At 42.7% G+C, this 20,522-nt stretch carries 15 protein-coding genes; 8 read left to right on the top strand and 7 right to left on the bottom strand.

Translation table 11 applies throughout. The annotated features are described in order from the left end of the window. Position 1 precedes the first annotated feature (1 nt). Positions 2-2,278 (top strand): xanthine dehydrogenase family protein molybdopterin-binding subunit, encoded by a 2,277-nt coding sequence (locus tag V7D18_RS19800; protein ID WP_426156816.1) that lies wholly within the window; start codon positions 2-4, stop codon positions 2,276-2,278. A gap of 62 nt (positions 2,279-2,340) precedes the next feature. Here V7D18_RS19800 and V7D18_RS19795 read toward each other — a convergent pair whose 3' ends face one another. Next, the gene (locus tag V7D18_RS19795) at positions 2,341-3,762 is read right to left on the bottom strand and encodes a cell wall-binding protein (RefSeq protein WP_426156765.1); all 1,422 of its coding nucleotides are present in this window, start codon (positions 3,760-3,762) and stop codon (positions 2,341-2,343) included. A 219-nt stretch (positions 3,763-3,981) separates the two neighbouring features. Then, on the bottom strand, positions 3,982-5,340 hold the full coding sequence (locus tag V7D18_RS19790; RefSeq protein WP_426156763.1) for a CapA family protein: 1,359 nt from the start codon (positions 5,338-5,340) through the stop codon (positions 3,982-3,984). Between the two features lie 235 nt (positions 5,341-5,575). On the opposite strand from V7D18_RS19790, the gene gndA reads away from it, so the two are divergent. The 3 genes from gndA to V7D18_RS19775 are packed head-to-tail and all read left to right on the top strand — an operon-like array spanning position 5,576 to position 9,162. Beyond that, the gene (gene gndA, locus V7D18_RS19785; protein ID WP_426156761.1) at positions 5,576-6,979 is read left to right on the top strand and encodes an NADP-dependent phosphogluconate dehydrogenase; all 1,404 of its coding nucleotides are present in this window, start codon (positions 5,576-5,578) and stop codon (positions 6,977-6,979) included. Positions 6,980-7,007: 28 nt separating this feature from the next. Further along, positions 7,008-8,510 carry a glucose-6-phosphate dehydrogenase gene (gene zwf / locus V7D18_RS19780; protein ID WP_426156759.1) on the top strand — a complete coding sequence of 501 codons (1,503 nt, stop codon included), beginning with the start codon at positions 7,008-7,010 and terminating at the stop codon, positions 8,508-8,510. A 10-nt stretch (positions 8,511-8,520) separates the two neighbouring features. Further along, positions 8,521-9,162, top strand: coding sequence for a cyclase family protein (locus tag V7D18_RS19775; protein ID WP_426156757.1), 642 nt, complete (start codon positions 8,521-8,523; stop codon positions 9,160-9,162). Between the two features lie 71 nt (positions 9,163-9,233). Here the strand turns inward: V7D18_RS19775 and V7D18_RS19770 are convergent, their stop codons facing one another. The 4 genes from V7D18_RS19770 to V7D18_RS19755 form a co-directional block, all read right to left on the bottom strand. Further along, entirely contained in the window at positions 9,234-9,818 is a 585-nt protein-coding gene (locus V7D18_RS19770) for an AAA family ATPase (protein ID WP_426156755.1), read from the bottom strand. A gap of 21 nt (positions 9,819-9,839) precedes the next feature. Beyond that, entirely contained in the window at positions 9,840-10,505 is a 666-nt protein-coding gene (locus V7D18_RS19765) for an amino acid ABC transporter ATP-binding protein (RefSeq protein ID WP_426156814.1), read from the bottom strand. Positions 10,506-10,569: 64 nt separating this feature from the next. After that, the gene (locus tag V7D18_RS19760; RefSeq protein WP_426156753.1) at positions 10,570-11,238 is read right to left on the bottom strand and encodes an amino acid ABC transporter permease; all 669 of its coding nucleotides are present in this window, start codon (positions 11,236-11,238) and stop codon (positions 10,570-10,572) included. A 121-nt stretch (positions 11,239-11,359) separates the two neighbouring features. Then, on the bottom strand, positions 11,360-12,187 hold the full coding sequence (locus tag V7D18_RS19755) for a transporter substrate-binding domain-containing protein (protein WP_426156751.1): 828 nt from the start codon (positions 12,185-12,187) through the stop codon (positions 11,360-11,362). 625 nt (positions 12,188-12,812) lie between these two features. On the opposite strand from V7D18_RS19755, the gene V7D18_RS19750 reads away from it, so the two are divergent. Both V7D18_RS19750 and V7D18_RS19745 read left to right on the top strand, forming a co-directional pair. Next, complete coding sequence (locus tag V7D18_RS19750; RefSeq protein WP_426156749.1) at positions 12,813-13,274, top strand: DUF6323 family protein; 462 nt, start codon at positions 12,813-12,815, stop codon at positions 13,272-13,274. Further along, positions 13,258-14,121 carry a DUF6179 domain-containing protein gene (locus tag V7D18_RS19745; protein WP_426156747.1) on the top strand — a complete coding sequence of 288 codons (864 nt, stop codon included), beginning with the start codon at positions 13,258-13,260 and terminating at the stop codon, positions 14,119-14,121. Before V7D18_RS19750 ends, V7D18_RS19745 begins: the two co-directional genes overlap by 17 nt. A 58-nt stretch (positions 14,122-14,179) precedes the next feature. Here the strand turns inward: V7D18_RS19745 and V7D18_RS19740 are convergent, their stop codons facing one another. Then, entirely contained in the window at positions 14,180-18,445 is a 4,266-nt protein-coding gene (locus V7D18_RS19740; protein ID WP_426156745.1) for an acyl-CoA dehydratase activase-related protein, read from the bottom strand. Positions 18,446-18,698: 253 nt separating this feature from the next. On the opposite strand from V7D18_RS19740, the gene V7D18_RS19735 reads away from it, so the two are divergent. Both V7D18_RS19735 and V7D18_RS19730 read left to right on the top strand, forming a co-directional pair. Next, positions 18,699-19,640, top strand: a complete 942-nt coding sequence (locus V7D18_RS19735; protein ID WP_426156743.1) for a magnesium transporter CorA family protein — start codon at positions 18,699-18,701, stop codon at positions 19,638-19,640. 18 nt (positions 19,641-19,658) lie between these two features. Beyond that, the gene (locus tag V7D18_RS19730; protein ID WP_426156741.1) at positions 19,659-20,507 is read left to right on the top strand and encodes a hypothetical protein; all 849 of its coding nucleotides are present in this window, start codon (positions 19,659-19,661) and stop codon (positions 20,505-20,507) included. The last annotated feature ends 15 nt before the right edge of the window (positions 20,508-20,522 follow it).

Genomic DNA, 20,522 nt, shown 5'->3' with positions numbered 1-20,522 from the left:
GATGCGCACCGTAAATACTTCTGTTAAAAAGAAGGATTCGAAAGCATTGGTGACTGGAAAACCTGTTTTTACAGATGATCTGGCGCCAGGTGACTGCCTGATTGTAAAGGTTTTACGAAGTCCTCATGCCCATGCCTTAATCCGGCAGATTGATACAGAAAAAGCAAAAAATGTAGATGGAATTGCCTGTATTCTTACGTACCGTGATGTACCGGGAAAACGGTTTACCATGGCTGGACAGACTTATCCGGAACCAAGTCCTTATGACAGGCTGATTCTGGATAACAGAATGAGGTTTGTGGGAGATGCTGCTGCAATCGTTGCAGGAGAAACAGAAGAAGCGGTAGACCACGCTCTCCGGCTCATTAAAGTGGATTATGAAGTCCTGGAGCCGGTTCTTGATTTTAAAAAGGCAAAGGATCATAAAGTACTCATTCATCCGGAAGAAAACTGGGAAAGTCTTTGCCCTGTAGGAGCGGATAACCGCCGTAATTTATGTGCTTCCGGAGGCGAAGAGCATGGAGATGTGGAGGCATTATTAAAGCAGTGTGATTACGTTGTGGAACAGGTGTACCATACAAAAGCCAATCAGCAGGCCATGATGGAAACTTTCCGCGCCTATTCCTATCTGGATGCTTACGGAAGACTGAATATGGTGGCATCCACCCAGGTTACTTTTCATGTGAGAAGAATCCTTGCTCATGCACTGGATATTCCAAAATCCAGAATTCGGGTCATAAAACCCAGAATCGGAGGCGGATTCGGAGCCAAACAGACAGTCGTAGCAGAAGTATATCCTGCAATCGTTACCATGAAAACCGGAAGAGCGGCCAAGATCATTTACAGCAGATACGAATCTCAGATCGCCTCCTCTCCCCGGCATGAGATGGAGGTACGGGTCCGGGTTGGGGCGGATAAGAACGGAATTCTTCAGGCAATTGATGTTTATACATTATCCAATACAGGAGCATATGGAGAACACGGACCTACAACAGTTGGATTGTCCGGACATAAGTCCATACCTCTTTACAGAACGCCCAGAGCATTCCGGTTCGCTTATGATGTGGTTTATACCAACTGTATGTCAGCCGGTGCTTACCGGGGATACGGAGCCACTCAGGGAATCTTTGCGGTGGAATCCGCCATCAATGAGCTTGCGGAAAAAATAGGGATGGATAAAGTGAAAATCAGAGAGTTAAACATGGTGAGAGAAGGAGATGTGATGCCTGCTTACTATGGAGAAACTTTAAAAAGCTGTGCCCTTGACCGCTGTATGGCCCATGCTAAGAAAATGATGGACTGGGATAAGAAATATCCGAGAATCGATATGGGAAATGGTAAGGTCCGGGGAGTTGGAGTTGCCATGGCAATGCAGGGCTCTGCCATATCAGGAGTGGATGTAGCTTCTGTGGAGCTGCGTCTCAATGATGACGGGTTTTATACTCTTATGATCGGGGCCTCTGATATGGGGACAGGATGCGATACCACCTTAGCCCAGGTTGCGGCAGATTGTCTGGAATGCGATCTGGATCAGATTGTAGTTCATGGAACCGATACGGATGTATCTCCCTATGATTCCGGATCTTATGCTTCCAGCACCATGTATTTGACCGGCATGGCAGTTGTTAAGGCCTGCGGTGAGATGCGTGATAAAATTCTGGATAAAGGGGCGGAATACTTGTCCTGTGAAAAAAAATCCCTGGAATTTGACGGAACCAGGGTTTGGCAGCCGGAAGGCGGACTGGAAATATCTTTGAAGGATATTGGAAATAAGGTTATGTGCTTCAATGAAAAAATGCTCTCGGCGGGAGCTTCCCATACTTCTCCTGTATCTCCGCCCCCATTTATGGTAGGAATGGCAGAAGTAGAGGTAGATCAGGAAACCGGCGAGGCAGAGCTGATTGATTATGTGGCAGTTGTGGACTGCGGAACAACCATCAATCCGAATCTGGCCAGAATCCAGACGGAAGGGGGACTTGCCCAGGGAATCGGCATGGCTCTTTATGAGGATATTACCTATACGGAAAAAGGACAGATGCAGCAGAACTCATTTATGCAGTATAAGCTGCCTTCCAGACTGGACATAGGGACGATCCGGGTGGAATTTGAAAGCAGCTATGAACCTACCGGGCCTTTTGGAGCAAAATCCATTGGAGAAATTGTTATTAATACACCATCTCCAGCCATTGCAGATGCCATTGCCAATGCGGTGGGCGCAAGAGTCAGGGAGCTTCCGGTTACAGCAGAAAAGATCTATCGAAGTAAAAATAATAAATAACGAAAGCGGCTGCAGGATGGGAATCCAATCCTCGCAGCCGCTTTCGTTATTTATTTTCGTTATTATTTTAATTTGTCGTAACCGGACTCTTTGATGGTACCGTCACTGTTTGTGATGTAGTATTTCTCATCGCCGTCTTTTACATTTGTTTTGCTCTTTGCAAGCTTACCGGAGGTGCTGATTAAGTATTCTTTGCCGTTGAATTCGACTACTTTGTATTTCTCATCTTTATCAGCCTTTAAGAGACGTCCCTGGATGTAAATGCTGTCATCAGTGATGCCGTTATATCCTGCACCCTTGTTGCTTCCGGATTTGCGGAAGTTGAAGGTATAGGTTTCTCCGTCTAATTCAATGGTGGTTTTACCTGTGGCCATAGCGCCTTCCTTTGGTGAATTTCCAAAGTAGTAAACCAAACCGGTGTCATCTACTGCCGGAAGTTCGTTTTCTGCCTCGATTTCATCATATGATTCAATCGTATTGCCTGTTAAGGAAAGGTTATAAAGTCCGTGAAGCATTTCACCTTTTTCATTGAAGGCATATTTGATGCCGTCAATGGATTTGATCTGGCTCTTTACAAGATTACCGTCGGTATTTGCGTAGAACCAGTACTGGGTGTCATCATCATGCGCTTCTGCGTCCAGCTCCTCGCTTGGAACTGCTTTAAACCAGCCCTTTGCCTGCCAGCATTCTTCAGGAAGATTATAATACTGGTTTGCTGAGCTTGCGGTGGAAGCGGAAGCAGGAGCTACCTCATACCAGTCATATTCTGCAGCACCGTATTCATTAAAACGGTATTTTTTGCCGTTGATGGTTTTTGTTGTATCGGTGGTCTTCTTACCATTTGAACCAAAGTAGAACCAGTAGGAACCATTAAAATCATCATCTTTCTCAGGTTCGTCTTCAACTTCTATGGATTTCCAGCCGTCTGCACGGGCGCCGTCTGAGGATGGGCCGCAGTAATAGATTCCCTCTTTCCATGCATCATCGCCTGTAACACGGGTAGAAGCGTCATCAAGCCAGCCATACAGCATTTTTCCTTCTGTATCAAAAGCGTAGGAATGAGTTTCCCCATTTGCAATTTTCACTGATTTAAAATTGGTTTTACCGGTAGAAGATGCTTTATAAGCCTTACCGTTGCTGCCAAAATAATACCAGTTGGTATCTGCTGCGTCTTCTTCGTCACTGTCAGATGGAACTTCTCTCCATTCATCGGTAACCATGGCACCTACGGAGTTCACGTAGTAATAATTGTCATCCGATTCGATTACCTGGCTGGTGGCAAGCTGACCGTCAGAGTCTAAGTAAAACCAGTTATCTCCTGATTTTTTCCAGGCTTCTGTAGTTATGTCACCATTGTCATCATAGTACACCCAGCTGCCGTTTTCTTCGGCCCAACCTTGTGCTGCAAAGGATGTCATGGAGGCACCTATGGTAAAAAGCGCTGCAGCGCAGGGAATCAGCCATTTCAGTTTCCGTTTCTTCATAATAATTCTCCTTTCATCTCTCCCGCCCACGTTTTTTGGGCATAAAGGGATACCCGTAGGGTGTTCATCTCTCCCGCCCATATTTTTTGGGCATATTCAGCTCGCATCGGCTGATAGGGAGACTTTAAACCATGGAGTAAGTACAAGGTCAAGGAAAGTTAAAAAGGCGTAAGAATACGTAAGAAAACGGCGATTTGTTAATAGAATTGTAATCTTACCTTATTCTGGAAGGGGATGAATGATTCCCTCAGTATCTATGGTAACTGAGGATGAGAGCTGTTCCATAAACTGGAAAGCTTTCTGCTTTTTATCAGGGGAAACAACCAGATCGGTGCTGCAGTTTTCCTGAATACAGGGGATAAACTGCAGTTTATTAAGACCACTGGGAGTGATTACTGCTTCCATAAGACCGGTAGGGATGGTTCTGCTGTTAAACCAGAAATTCCCCAGGCTGTATACGATGGGAACGCCCTGATAATATTCAATCCCCTGGAGAACATGAGGGTGGCAGCCAATGACTAGTCCTGCACCATGGTCAATAAGCTGACGGGCGAGATATTGCTGGTCCTCTTCAAAGTAATTGGTGCCTTCGGTCCCCCAATGGATAAAAACCACTACGAAATCGCTGTCTGACTTCGCTTTTTCCACAGCAGCCAGGTAAATAGCAGGATCATCTGTTCTTAAAACCCCCGGACTGTCTGCACCGGCCTCCTTTGTAAATCGTGTGGAACGTTCTATCTGTGTGGCGCATACAAAGGAAATTTTCATACCGCCGGATATAAAGTAAACAGGTTCTTTTGCTTCCTCAATGATTCTTCCCGCACCGGCATATGGAATTCCTGCACCGGATAATGTGTCAAGTGTATCCAAAAGAGCCTCTGGTCCGTAATCATAAACGTGATTATTAGCAAGAGACACCAGATCGACTGACAGTGAATTTAAATTCCGGACCATGGAAGGGTCCGCACGGAAGGTAAAGGTTTTTCCAGTCAGAGGGGTTCCTCTCCTGCTGTAACAGAATTCGTTGTTAATCATCATAATATCTGCTGCAGCCATTCGTGCCCTTACATTGGGCAGAATGCAGGAATCAATGCCGCCTCTTATATGGTATGCGGACATATTGGCGTATCCGTCGGCGAAGCTTATATCTCCGGCAAAGGACAATACCACCTGATTGGGATCGGAAGATTCCTTCAGCCATATCCGGTGGGAGCGTGCGGTGTCTGGCGAATTAAGAATGCCAGAATAGCGGTCTTTTAAAACCCAAAGGGAGCTTCCGGTCAGTTCATGCCATAGTCCGCCACCATCAGAGCCCGATTGAAATGAGGCTGTGAGCCTGTCATAGATACTGGTTCCATATTGAGATTTAATAAAAGCCATAAAATCTTCGCTGATTCCTTCCGGGAGCCTGTCCGTTTCCGTCTTTGAATCCTGTGAGGCTGAGAGTGTCTGGGAAGGGGAAGCAGACTGCCCCTGACTGGTCACATAGGTGGAAGGTAAGGGGCGGAAAGAAGATCTTGCACATCCGGTCAGCAGCATAAGGATGACAGTCAGAATAAAAATTTGATTCCTGTTCATATTTTTTTCTATGATATTTTGAAGCCAGATATCACATGTTTCCTTTCTTTTACATTTATGACGATCATTGTTCCTTATAACGTTAAACGATAAAGGAGTATTTGACAAGAAGTATTAGAAAATTTCTCTGGATCGGTTCCTTATGTAACTTAATTACAGAAGATTAAACCAACTGTATATATAATAAAAAAACATAGTAAGAGTACACTAACTGACACAAAAAGGAGAGAGATATATGAAAAAACAGCAGATAGGGGTAATTGGTCTTGCAGTAATGGGAAAAAATCTTGCATTAAACATTGCTGATCACGGTTACTCAGTAGCAGTATATAACAGAACACCAGATAAAACAAATGAATTATCAGAGGAATACGGGGATAAAGACATCCTGGGTTTCTACTCCCTGAAAGAATTTGCTGATTCCCTTGATACACCCCGGAGAATCATATTGATGGTGAAAGCCGGAGAAGCAGTGGATGATACCATTCATAAGCTGGTTCCTTATCTGGATAAAGGAGATATCCTCATGGATGGAGGCAATTCCTATTATCTGGATACCATGCGAAGAAGTAAGGAACTGGAAGAAAAGGGATTTTATTATCTTGGAACCGGAATCTCCGGAGGAGAGGAAGGAGCCAGAAAAGGACCTGCCATTATGTCAGGAGGAGCCAGGGAAGCCTATGACCGGCTGGAACCGGTTTTGACTGCAATCTCTGCTAAGGTAGGCCAGGAAGCCTGCAGTACTTATATCGGTGAAAACGGGGCAGGACATTTTGTAAAAATGGTCCACAACGGAATAGAATACGCGGATATGCAATTAATCAGCGAGGCTTACTCCATCATGAAGCATGTACTGGGACTGGAACCAGAGCAGCTGCATGATATCTTTGACCAGTGGAATCAGGGGGAGCTGAACAGTTATCTCATTGCTATTACAGCAAAGATATTCCAGACAAAGGATGAACAGGGCGAGGGGTATCTGGTTGATAAGATACTGGATGTGGCAGGACAGAAAGGTACGGGCAAATGGATGGGACAGATATCTCTTGATCTGGGTGCACCTACTCCCACGATTACTACAGCAGTATATGAAAGATATCTATCTACCATGAAAGAGGAACGAGTAACAGCAAACAGGCTGCTTCGGGGTGCAGATACCCTGAAACAAAAACCAGAAGAGTTGATTGAATCAATACGTAAGGCTCTGTATGCAAGTAAAATCTGTGCTTATGCACAGGGCTTTGGATTATTAAAAAATGCTTCCAGACTGTATCACTGGGACTTATCCTATAGTGAAATTGCAAAAATTTTCCGGGGCGGATGTATTATCAGAGCACAGTTCCTGAATCAGATTACCCAGGCTTATGAAAAAAATCCTGAGCTGGAAAACCTGTTATTAGAGGATTATTTTAGCAGTATCCTGAATAATTACCAGAAGGAATGGAGAGAGACGATTACAACAGCCATAAACTATGGTATCCCGGTTCCGGGTTTTTCAAGTTCATTGGCTTATTATGACAGCTACCGTTCAGCGGAACTGCCAATAAATCTGTTACAGGCACAGAGAGATTTCTTTGGCGCGCATACCTATGAACGTAAGGATAAAGAGGGTATCTTCCATACACAATGGGAAGAGTAAGGAAAACAATGGGAAAGGAAAGTTCAGAATGAAAGAAAAATTACATCTGATCAATGATAACTTATCCTCCATTTTTGTAATCTTTGGCGGTACCGGTGATTTGACACATCGTAAACTGATTCCGGCTTTATACAATCTGGTGCGGGACAAATTGATCCCCGAACATTTTGCCATTGTATCCATAGGGAGACGGGTCATGTCCCTGGAAGAATATAAGCGGGATATTTATACATCTGTCAATAAGTACTCAAGAAAAAAAATGGATGATGTTATCTGGAATAAATTAAAGGCCATGATCCATTACTATCCGTTTGATTTTACCGATATATATGGATATCATGCACTCAACATTTATCTGCAGGATCTGGATCAGAAATTCCAGACAAATGGCAACAGGATTTTTTATCTCGCTGTTGCACCAGAACATTTTGAAACGATTGTACAAGGACTTAAGACCAGTAATATGTCATGCTGTTCCAGGGATTTTAACAGGCTTGTTATAGAAAAACCCTTTGGCAAAGACTTAACAACGGCAAGAAATCTGAACAATAAGATACTAGAGGTATATCCGGAAACGAGCATTTACCGTATCGATCATTACCTGGGTAAAGAAATGATTCAGAATATTATGGTACTCCGCTTTGCTAACTCTGTTTTTGAAGCAGTCTGGAATAATAAGTATGTGGATAATATTCAGATATCCCTGACAGAAACACTGGGGGTTGGCTCAAGAGGCGGATATTATGAGCGGGCCGGTGCCATGAGAGATATGATACAGAATCATATTTTTCAAATCCTGACCCTGATTGCCATGGAGCCGCCAATTAATCTGCAGATGGATTCCATTCGTTCAGAGAAGCAGAAAGTTCTTGCAGCAATTGAAGACATAACGCCGGAATTTTTAAAAAATAATGTGATATTCGGACAATATGGAAAAGGAATAATTGAAGGAAAAGATGTACCGGCATACCGGGAAGAGGAGAATGTTTCAGATAATTCCGACACGGAAACCTTTGCAGCCATAAAGCTTCATATCAATAACTTTCGATGGGCAGGTACCCCGTTCTATCTCAGGACCGGCAAACGGCTTGCAAATGGAATGGCTGAAATAGTGATTCAATTTAAACCCATGCCAAATATCCTTTACTTTAAGGATAAGGATATTCAGGAACCCAACCTCCTGATTCTTCGCATTCAGCCAAATGTAGGTGTTTACTTTCAGTTCAATACAAAGGATTATCATGCACATAGTGGAATTATACCGGCTAAAATGGATACAAGTACCCATAATCCCATACAGGGGAATACCCCTGAAGCGTATGAACGGCTCATTTATGACATCCTCAGGGGAGATGCTTCCCTTTTCTCCAGATGGGATGAGGTTGAGTCCGCATGGAGGGTGGCAGACCGGTTGATTCAATACAGAGAACAGGCAAAAATACATTTTCCCAATTATGATGCGGGGTCCATGGGACCGGAAGCTTCTTTTGAACTTCTGGCGAAGGACGGACGAAAATGGTGGGATATTTAAGGAGGAACTTATGAAAATTAATTATGACAAACTATATGATATATCCATGTTAATCAATCATGACATGCCGGTTTATAAAGGAAAGGAAGAAAAACGTCCTCTTCTTAAGACAGTCAGTGATTTTGCTTCCGGAACCGCGTATGAAAGTAAAATTGAAATGAATCTGCATACCGGTACTCATTTAGACCGGACGCTCCATATGATACCTGAGGGAAATACCATTGAGACATTAGACTTTAAGGAACTGATCACGAAATGTAAGGTGCTTGATTTAACTGCTGTAACCAACAAAATAACAGCGAGGGATCTTAGCAGCAAAGACATTGCCGATGGGGATTTTATACTTTTGAAGACAAGAAATTCCTACGAGAACGTTTTGGAAGGTGATTTTGTTTATCTGGAGCAATCCGGTGCGGAGTATCTGGTAAATCACAGAATTAAGGGAGTTGGAATCGATGCTCTGGGCATTGAGCGTGCCCAGCCGGGCCATGAAACCCACCTTCAGTTAATGGCGAAAGGGATTCTTATTCTGGAAGGCTTACGCCTGAAAGAGATTGAGGAAGGTGAATATCTGCTGTTTGCATTGCCGGTAAATATTGAAGGTGCAGAAGCAGCACCTGTAAGAGCGGTTTTAATGGATTTTAATAATTAATTGCAGGGAAGGTGTAAATGATTCCGGTATACCGAATTATTTACACCTTTTTTCTTTAATAACCTTCCCATTTACTGCTTTGCTAAATTACAGATTATCTCCACACATGCATCAATTCCTAATTTAGACGTATTGAAACTGATATCATAATAATCTGCCCCGCCAAATTCCGTATTTGTATAATAAGCACAATTTTTTCTTCTCATTTTATCAATGATAGAGATCTGCTCTTTTATTTTAGCTTCCGTTGCATCAGGCATTTTTTCCTTCATGCGCTTTAAGCGCCAGTGGGAATCTGCATGTATAAATACGTGTAAAGTATTATCATATTCCTTTAATATGGTATTTGCATTTCGGCCAACGATCACGCAGTTTCCTTTTTCTGCAACTTTTTTAATGATATGACTCTGGGCATTAAAAAGCTTTTCGCTCAGCGGCTTATTGTAAAAATCAAAGAGGCTCTGGGCAAATCCGAAGTTAATGGGTACCTGTTCATCCCATTTCAGCAAGCTTTCAACATCTACGTTAGATTCTCTTGCCGCTTTCAGAATCAACTCTTTATCATAGAATTCATAGTTCATAATACTGGCTGCTTTTCTTCCGATTTCTCCGCCGCCAGCTCCAAACTCACGACTGATTGTAATAATCTTTTTCATGGGTTACTCCTCCAAAACAGACTATAACACTTTATTAAGAAAATCAATGGTTCTGGTTTCTTTCGGATTCATAATAACTTCCTGGGCTGTCCCCTGCTCTACAATATAACCGTCGTCCATAAATACAATTCTGTCCGCCACTTCTTTTGCAAAGCCTATTTCATGCGTTACAACAACCATGGTCATACCTTCTGCTGCAAGCTCTTTCATAACAGCCAGAACTTCCCCCACCATTTCAGGATCCAGTGCGGAGGTGGGTTCATCAAAAAGCATAATGTCAGGATTCATGGCCAGTGATCTTGCAATTGCGATACGCTGCTTCTGTCCTCCTGAAAGCTGGGAGGGGTACGCATCTGCTTTCGAATCCAATCCTACACGGTTTAATAATTGCATTCCCTTTTCTTTTGCCTCTGCCTTAGTCATGAGCTTTAGCTCCACCGGAGCAAGCATGATATTTTCTAAAACAGTTTTATGAGGGAAAAGATTGAAGTGCTGAAATACCATTCCAATATTCTCACGTACTTTATTTATATCGGTATGTTTATCTGTAATATTCTTCCCATCCACGACGATGCTGCCGGCTGTAGCCGCCTCAAGTTGATTCAGGCACCGGAGAAATGTAGACTTACCGCTTCCGGAGGGGCCTAACAAAACCACAACCTCTCCTTCAAAAATATCAATACTCATGTTTTTTAGAACTTCTAATGCTCCAAAATTTTTCTTTAAATTCTCAACATGAATCTTAAGCTTTCTATCTTCCACGGTTAACCCTCCTTTCAACTCTCTTTGCAACTTTACTGAGAGTAATAATTACAACCATATACATAATACCTACAATTGCCCAGGTTTCCAGACTCTTGAATGTATTTCCACTAATTGTTTTACCCATATTAGTAAGTTCCGGGAATCCAATAACAGAAAGAATAGAGGTGTCTTTTAATGTAATGATGAACTGATTGATGATAGACGGAATCATTGTACGGACAGCCTGAGGCAGCACCACCAGCCGCATGCTTTTTGCATAATTCAAACCAAGACTCCTGCTGGCTTCCATCTGTCCTTTATCCACACTTTCAATACCTGCCCGGATAATCTCAGCCATATAAGCGCCGCAGTTCATGGCCAGGGCAATCGTACCTGCCTGAAGAGCTGTTAATCTGAAATCCTGTATACCCATCATTTTTATTCCAGTCGGTACGCCAAAATATATAAAATAGGCCAAAACAATAAGTGGAACACCACGAACCCCATCAACATATGCGGTTCCAATGAAATTAAAAAAGCGATTTTTCCCAACATTCATCAATGAAAAAACCAGACCGATTATCATGGCGAAAACCAACGATAACAACGTAAGCAGTAAAGTTTTCCCCAATGCCTGCAGGAGCATAGACCCATACGTCTGTATGATCGTAATCATAACTTAACCTCCGTATTCTTAGTATATAAAGGATGATAACAAGAACGTGAGATTCCTGTTACAGTCTCTCACGTTCGTAATCAACTTCCTATCCTTTTGCAGAGTTTCTCTGAAATTATTCCTATTTTAAATACTTATTGATGATTTCATCATATTTTCCATTTGCTTTAATATTTGCAAGTCCTGCATTAAATTTATCCAGTAATTCCTGCTTATCTTTATTCATAATTGCAAATCCGTAAGGAGCACCTTCACTTTCCATTCCTTCAGGAATCATAAGCTTAAGACCGCCTTCTTTTATAGAAGCTTTCATAATTGGTGAATCTTCCACACATGCCGCACTGTTACCAAGTATTACATCCTGATACATAGTTGGTGAATCATCAAAGACAGTTACTGTAAATCCATACTGTTCTTTCAGGCTGTTTGCAAAATCAGCACCAGCTGTACCATTTTTAACTGCAACATTTTTACCCTTAAGATCTTCAAAGCTCTTAATGTCACTTCCCTCACCTACTACAAATGTCTGGGAGGCATTATAATATCCATCGGAAAAAATCCAACCGGAATCAATACGTTCCTGCTTAATTGTGGCACCTGCAATAAGACCGTCTGCCTGACCTGCCTGAACAGCAGCAACTGATGCATCCCAGCCAAGGCTCTGCAATTCATACTTAAATCCCTGGTCTTCTGCAATAGCAGCAAGCAAATCAACATCGATTCCTACAAATTCATTCTTTTCATTGGTATATTCAAATGGTTTGAATACAGTATCGGTAGCAATAATCCATATTTTATCGTTTGCTGAGCCGTCAGAAGTCTTAGTTGTTTCATCTGCTTTTACAGTTGTTTCTTTTGCAGTATCCTTCTTCTCAGAGGAACCGCAGCCTGTTAATAATATACCACCAGTCAAAACTGTACATAAAACCAAAGCTAAAATTTTTTTCATAAATTAATCTCCTCAATTATTTCATAATTTAAAACAGTAACAGTTTACACCATAACACTATAAAGAATATTATATATAATACCATTTATGTTGTCAATTTGTAAACTCTTGTATTACATTTATAACTATTATCCAAATTTTACCATTAATTTCAACTTTCTATATTTTCAAAATTATTCCGCTGATTGTCATTCCGGCTGCTGTTCCGAACAGAAGTATAGTATTTCCCTTCCTTAATCCCTGGCTTGATTGTATCAAGGGTTGTAATGAAACTGGTACAGGCTGTATAAATGTCCATGCAGGGAATCGGTCCTGAAGGCTCGAGCTTTTCTAGGATAAGTGCTGCTGAATCTATGACGTATATTATTGTCAAATCGTATAATTTTATTTCATTGTCTTTTCCATGGGGGTTAATGATATCAAATCAATGATGGACAAAATGGGTGGGGTATGTGAAGTGAGCAGCCACGACAGCAGCTATATGATGAAAATAAAATTTCCGTTGAAATAAGAATAATTGCTTTATCTGATGGTAATATAATACCACAAAAACAACTTTTTTTCAAGTCTTGTAATTCCCCTGTGACAGGCGTAAACTTTGGATTTATCAGAAAGGAGTATGACTATGGATAATGAGAAATGGCTGGTGCAGGGAGAAGACAGGGCTTTTCTTGCAAAATTAAATGCAGCAAATGAATATACCGGGCAGTTTGGCCTTAAGCTGTCAGAGGAAGATGCAGCGCTGCTTTTAACAGAGAGAAAAAATATTTTAATAAAACAGGAGAGAGTGGAATTTGGCGAAGGGATTCTTCCAAAGCTTATCTTTGCCTTCTGTGATTCACCGTATATTTATCAGGATAACTATACGGATACGCTGGGACGTCTGCAGGAAGTATTTTATCTGTATAAAAATGAAACACTGGACGAAATACCCGACGACGAACTGATTGAATTCATGAAAGAGCAGTTTGACGGTCCCTGTCAGGGATCTGTGGATTATCTGGAAGATACCTCTTTGGAGGTATTTGCACGGAAATCCAGATTTGGTCTGCATGACAGCAGGGAAGAAGATGATGATGAGATATAGCCAAGAGGAGCTTATGCCTGTTGTGGCAAAGCTGGCAGCACGTTACACAGGGAATGAAAGTACATCAGTCTCATATGAAAAGGCCAGGCAGCTGATGGGAGCCGTAATTTATTGTATTGAAGAATATGAGAAAGCAGGGGCCGGTTCTGAGGGACTTGTTGCAGCACATTCTTCCCTGTCTGCAGATACGGTCTACAGGCAGGGATATGAAATACTCATAGAAAAGGTTGCAAAAATCAGGCAGAATTATAACCTCATGATGAAGGAGTTTCGCCATTATGGCAATCGGTGCTGTTATGATACCTTTCAAAAAGGGTTACCGGGATTTTTTCTGTATTACGATCCCCGTTTTGATCCTATGAATCATATACTAACGCTGGATTATCCGGTGCTGATTCCTTTTGAATCCCTGAGCGGAGCCGATCTTATGGAAGTCTATGTAAACTGCGCATATCTGGAACAGAAGTTTTTGCAGAAACTGCCGGAAGCGTATATCAGATTTGTGCTGAATGCCTATTCCGGTGATTATGAAGAACTGATTATTAATCTGGCATCTATTGCGTTAAGAAATGTATTAGGCTGCCGGATTGCAGGAAAAACCATTGATTTAAATGGATATTCTGAGGAGGAAATGACCCGTCTTGATAATTTTATCAGTGGAAACACAAGGGAGGATTTAGAGGAGCATTTAAAGAGATACGTGGATGAACTGATGGACTTTGCATATGAGGGAAATAAAGAGCTGGGAAATTATTTAAAAGAGGACATGAGAAATTACAGTTTTGAATTAAAGCATGCACAAAACTATCACTGCCTTCCGACGGTGCTGGCAGTGGAAAACAGTTAAAAATATACCGGAATGCCTTTTAAGCAGGCTTCCGGTATATTTTTGCATAAACGGAGCATTATTCATGCCCGTGAGCAGTATTCTGTTCTTTTAAAAGATTCTTCTGTGCGGTTGAAAGCATGAGCTTAATGCGGTTCAACTGATTTACCTCACTGGCACCCGGATCATAATCCACAGCAATAATGTTGGAATCAGGATATGCTTTTCTTAATTCCTTGATTACACCTTTTCCCACAATATGATTGGGAAGGCAGCCAAAGGGCTGGGTACACACAATATTATTGGTTCCGGTATGGATCAGTTCCAGCATCTCTCCGGTTAAAAACCAGCCCTCTCCGGTCTGATTGCCGATGGAGACAAAGCCGTCAGCCATATCAGCAAGTTTTCCGATATGACCAGGAGCAGTAAAGTTCTTACTCTTTTCCAGCTCCCGTTTGGCAGTCTTCCGGAAGAATTCCAAAAGCGTAATTCCCATATTGGACAGGAATGCAGTGGATTTTTTCCCTCCAAGAAAATCTGCCTTAAAGTTTGTGTTATAAAAGCAGTACAGTAAAAAGTCCATTAAATCCGGCATAACGGCCTCTGCACCTTCCGCCTCAAGCAGTTCTACAATCCGGTTATTGGCAAGAGGAGAAAACTTTACCAGTATCTCGCCTACGATACCAACCTTTGGCTTTTTCACAGGGTTTCTTGGCAGATTGTCAAAATCTCTGATGATACCCTTAATGTTACGTGAGAACTCCATCATATCAGCGGACTTCTTTGACAGGGATACAATACAGCGCTCTTTCCATTTCTCATGAAGGGAGTTGGCTGAACCAGGTATCTTTTCGTATGGCCGCGTGGCATACAGCACTCTCATAAACACATCTCCGTATACCACCGCCTGCATCGCTTTCGTAAGCAGCGGCAGTGAGATGGTAAAGCCGGGATTGGACTCCATGTTGCCTGCATTGACTGAAATCACAGGTACCTGGCTCATGCCTGACTTATCAAGCGCCCTGCGGATAAATCCAATATAGTTGGAAGCACGGCAGCCGCCTCCGGTCTGACTCATAAACACGGCAGTCCGGTCTAAATCATATTTGCCGGAAAGAAGTGCTTCCATGATCTGGCCGACTACGATGAGGGAGGGGTAGCAGGCATCGTTATTTACGTATTTTAAGCCTGTATCAATGGCAGAACGGTTATCATTCTGCAAAACCTCCACGCGGTAGCCAAATGCCCGGATAGCGGGCTGTAAAAGATCAAAATGAAGAGGAGACATCTGAGGACAAAGAATGGTATATTCTTTTTTCATCTCCCTGGTAAACATGACTCTGTTATAGGCGCTGGAAACCACTTTATGCTCAAAGTGCCGTTTGTCCCGGACCTTTAAGGCTGCAATGAGAGAACGGACACGGATTCTTGCAGCACCTAAGTTATTTACTTCATCTATTTTTAATACTGTATAAATTTTACCGGAACCGGTCAGGATATCATTAACCTGATCCGTGGTAACGGCATCCAGACCGCAGCCAAAGGAATTAAGCTGAATTAAGTCTAAGTTATCTTCTTTTTTCACCAGGCTGGCAGCCCGGTAAAGCCGGGTATGATACATCCACTGATCCGTTACTACCAGCGGCCGCTCAATATCAGCAAGATGAGAGATGGAATCCTCAGTCAGCACTGCAAAACCATAGGAGGTAATCAGTTCCGGAATTCCGTGATTGATTTCCGGATCAACGTGGTAAGGCCGGCCGGCCAGCACGATGCCGTGCCTGTTATTCTCCTTTAACCACTGTAAGGTTTCCTCCCCTTTTTTCTCCATATCCGTACGGGATGCCATGAGTTCCAGCCAGGCCTTATGGGAAGCGTCAGCAACTTCCGATGCAGGGATGCCAAATTCCCTGGTAAAGACTTCTGTTAAGCGTCTGGTTAATACTTCTTCATTGGTAAATGCCATAAATGGATTTAAGAAACGGATGGATTCTGTTTTAATTCCTTCTACGTTATTCTTGATGTTTTCCGCGTAGGAGGTGACGATCGGACAGTTAAAGTGATTGCCCGCATCCGGGCTTTCGTTCCGCTCGTATGGGATGCAGGGATAAAAAATGGTTTTGATTCCCTGCTTAATCAGCCATTCCACATGACCATGAGCGATTTTCGCCGGATAACATTCTGATTCACTGGGGATGGATTCTATTCCCAGTTCATAGATCTTTCTGGTGGACTGTGGAGAAAGCACGGTACGGAACTTTAAAGTATGGAAAAATACCGCCCAGAAGGGGTAATTCTCATACAGATTTAAAACCCGCGGAATTCCGATGACTCCCCGCGTGGCCAGGTCGGCACTTAACGGCTCATAATCAAACATACGGTGGTTTTTATAATCAAACAGGTTGGGGATCTCCCTCCTTGTTTTTTCCTTCCCAAGTCCCCGTTCACAGCGGTTTCCGGAGATAAACTGGCGTCCGCCGTCAAACCGGTTTATGGTAAGCACGCAGTTGTTGGTGCAGCCCCTGCACCGGCTCATAGATGTTTCGTAGTGGAGAGCCAGAATCCTGTCAAGATCCAGCATGGAGGTTTTTGCAGTCCCGTCATAACGCTCCCTTGCAATTAAGGCAGCTCCGAATGCTCCCATAATTCCCGCGATGTCCGGCCTCACTGCTTCACAGCCGGAGATTTTTTCAAAGCTGCGAAGTACTGCGTTATTATAAAAGGTACCGCCCTGAACCACTACATGTTTTCCCAGATCAGAGGCATTTGTTATTTTAATAACCTTAAATAATGCGTTTTTAATAACCGAATACGCAAGTCCGGCAGAAATATCAGAAACTTCAGCCCCTTCTTTCTGAGCCTGTTTCACATTGGAATTCATAAAAACAGTACATCTGGTTCCTAAGTCTGTGGGGTTTTTGGCAAACAGTGCCTCGGTTGCAAAATCCTCCACTTTATAATTTAAAGAATTGGCAAAAGTTTCAATAAAGGAGCCGCATCCGGAAGAACAGGCCTCATTTAACTGGACGCTGTCTACCGTATTGTTCTTAATCCGAATGCACTTCATATCCTGTCCGCCGATATCTAAAATACAATCCACATCCGGCTCAAAAAATGCTGCCGCATAGTAGTGGGAAATAGTCTCAACTTCTCCCTCGTCAAGAAGGAATGCAGCCTTTAATAAAGCCTCGCCGTATCCGGTTGAGCAGGACCAGACAATCTGGCTGTCTGATGTCATCTGTTCCTTTATTTCTTTCATGGCACGGATGGCAGTTGACAGCGGGGATCCGTTGTTACTGCTGTAAAAGCTGTATAGCAGGGTACCGTCTTCTCCAACCACTGCAACCTTTGTGGTGGTGGAACCTGCATCAATTCCTAAAAAGCACTTGCCGTGATAGGAGGATAACCCGCTCTTTTTCACGCAGTGACTGCTGTGGCGGCTGATAAATTTATCGTAATCTTCCTGACTGGCAAACAATGGTTCCATTCGCTTTACTTCAAAATCCATCTGAATACCATTTGACAATCGGGAAATCATATCTTCAAGAGAGATTTTTGCATCAGTCTTTCCCTCTGTGCTCATGGCAGCGCCGATGGCAGCAAAGAGATGGGAATGGTCCGGAGCAATAATTGCGTCTCCAGTCAGATTTAAAGTGCGGATAAAGGCTTTACGCAGTTCAGGAAGAAAGTGAAGAGGTCCTCCCAGGAATGCCACGTTGCCTCTGATGGGTTTCCCGCATGCCAGGCCGCTTATGGTCTGGTTTACAACTGCCTGAAAAATGGATGCTGCCAGATCCTCTCTGGTAGCTCCTTCATTAATAAGAGGCTGAATATCCGTTTTGGCAAATACGCCGCATCGCGCAGCGATAGGATAAATTGCTTTGTAGTTCGCAGCATATTCATCAAGACCTTTGGCATCAGTCTGTAAAAGAGCAGCCATCTGATCGATAAAGGAACCGGTGCCTCCGGCACAGATTCCGTTCATTCTCTGGTCGATGCCGCCGGTAAAATAAATAATTTTAGCATCTTCTCCGCCCAGCTCGATTGCTACGTCTGTCTGCGGGGCATAATCCTTAAGGGAAGCGGCTACTGCCACCACTTCCTGTACGAACGGGGTTTTTAAATGTCTGGACAGTGTAAGTCCGCCTGATCCGGTTATGGCCGGGAGAAGATCCATGGGCCCTAACTGATCGTAGGCCTTCTTTAAAAGGCCTGCAAGTGTTTCCTGTATGTTTGCAAAATGCCGCTCGTAATCAGCGAACAATAGCTGCTCATTTTTGTCTAAAATAGCAATCTTTACGGTAGTGGAACCGATATCAATTCCTAAAGTATTGTATGTATTCATATGTGCGGGGTTAACCCCTGCCTCCTTTTACGTAAAAGTAAGTTGCTGACTCACCGGACATCAGTTTAACATAAAATAAGAAATAAAACAATTGTCTGGGCATGCTAAAAATATGTTAAACTTAGTAAAATTTGTGTAAGTTCACAAATTGAGGTGGCTTTTCGTTTGACAAAAATGATTTGGGAAACTATAATGTATAAGTCAAAGTCCGCCAAAGTATGCAGAAAATACTTCCGTAGAAGGGAGAAAAGCCATGATTCAGATTTATAAAACAGAAGACGGCCTGATTCATCAAAAGGATGAGCTTTCTCCGGGGTGCTGGATAGCACTTACCAATCCCACAGCTACGGAGATACTGGAAATTGCTGATACCTACCGTATCGATCCGGATGATTTAAGGGCTCCTCTTGATGAGGAAGAGCGTTCCCGTATTGAGACAGAGAATAATTACACATTGATTCTTGTTGACGTTCCTACCATTGAGGAAAGGGGCGGAAAAGACTGGTATGTGACAATACCTATGGGAATCATTACCACTGATGAAGCGATCATAACGGTGTGCCTGGAAGAAACCACGGTGTTAAACGCCTTTATGGATGGAAGAGTCAGGGATTTTCATACTTATATGAAGACCCGTTTTATTCTCCAGATTCTTTATAAGAACGCAACGTTATACTTACAGTATTTAAGAGTAATTGATAAAAAAAGCGCTGTTGTAGAAGAAAAACTTCATAAGTCCACCAAGAACCGGGAGCTGATCGAGCTTTTGGAACTGGAAAAGAGTCTGGTGTATTTTACCACATCCCTGCGTTCCAATGAAGTGGTGTTAGAAAAGCTCATGAGGAATGAAAAGATCAAGAAATATCCGGAGGATACGGAACTTCTTGAGGATGTTATTGTTGAGAATAAACAGGCGATCGAGATGGCCAATATCTACAGCGGAATACTAAGCGGAACCATGGATGCATTTGCTTCCGTTATCTCCAACAACTTGAATATTGTCATGAAATTTCTGGCAACTATTACCATTGTAATGTCCATACCGACTATGGTTGCAAGCTTTTATGGCATGAATGTGAATCCTGCCGGTGTGCCGTTTGCAGACAGCCCATACGGTTTCTGGATTGTTTTAGGTCTTACATTGATTCTTACATTGAGTGTTGCCTGGATTTTTTCCAAAAAGGATTTGTTTTAGCTCAGGAAGGTTGAACGCATGAAATTTTTTTATAATCTGGAACGCAGATTCAGAAAATATGCCATTCCGAATCTCATGTACTATATCATCGGCATGTATGGAACCGGACTGTTTTTACAGCTTTTTGTGCCGGATTTTTATTGGCAGTATTTAGCTCTCGATGCACAAAAGATTCTAAGAGGTCAGGTTTGGAGAGTTGTTACCTTTATCATTTATCCGCCGGGCGGAGGAAGTCTTTTCGGAAGTCTGATCGGCATGTATCTTTATTATATGCTGGGAGTTAATTTAGAGAGAATCTGGGGGGCTTTCCGGTTTAATGTTTACTTCTTTATGGGAGTAATTGGTCATGTGGCAGCCTCTTTGGTTGTTTACATCATTTTCAGACAGAGAATTTATCTGACCACGGAATTTTTAAATTATTCTCTGTTTTTTGCTTTTGCTGCGACATTCCCCGACCTGGAATTTCTTCTGTTTTTTGTGATTCCCATTAAGGCCAAATGGATGGCAATGTTTAATGGAATCTATTTCCTCTATGAGTTTATTATGGGAGATATGGGAATCAGAATTACGATAGTTATGTCGCTGATTAACTTTTTCGTGTTTTTCCTTCTGACCCGGGATTTAAATCGGTTTAATCCGAAGGAAATAAAAAGAAAGCAGAATTTTCACCGTCAGATGAAAATAATGCCCCAGGGAGGAACCCATCATAAGTGCGCCGTCTGCGGACGGACCGAAAAAGATTCTCCGAACCTGGAATTCCGGTATTGTTCAAAATGTGAAGGCAGTCTTGAGTACTGTTCCGAGCATTTGTATACACATAAACATGTAACATCGGACAACCCCACAACCGGTGATACGACCAACTAGCTACGGAGGATAATA

The organism is Lacrimispora sp. 38-1, assembly GCF_049890855.1.
Lineage (GTDB): Bacteria > Bacillota > Clostridia > Lachnospirales > Lachnospiraceae > Lacrimispora.
The sequence above is the reverse complement of the archived record's forward strand: the minus strand, read 5'-3'. Positions and strand labels throughout refer to the sequence as shown.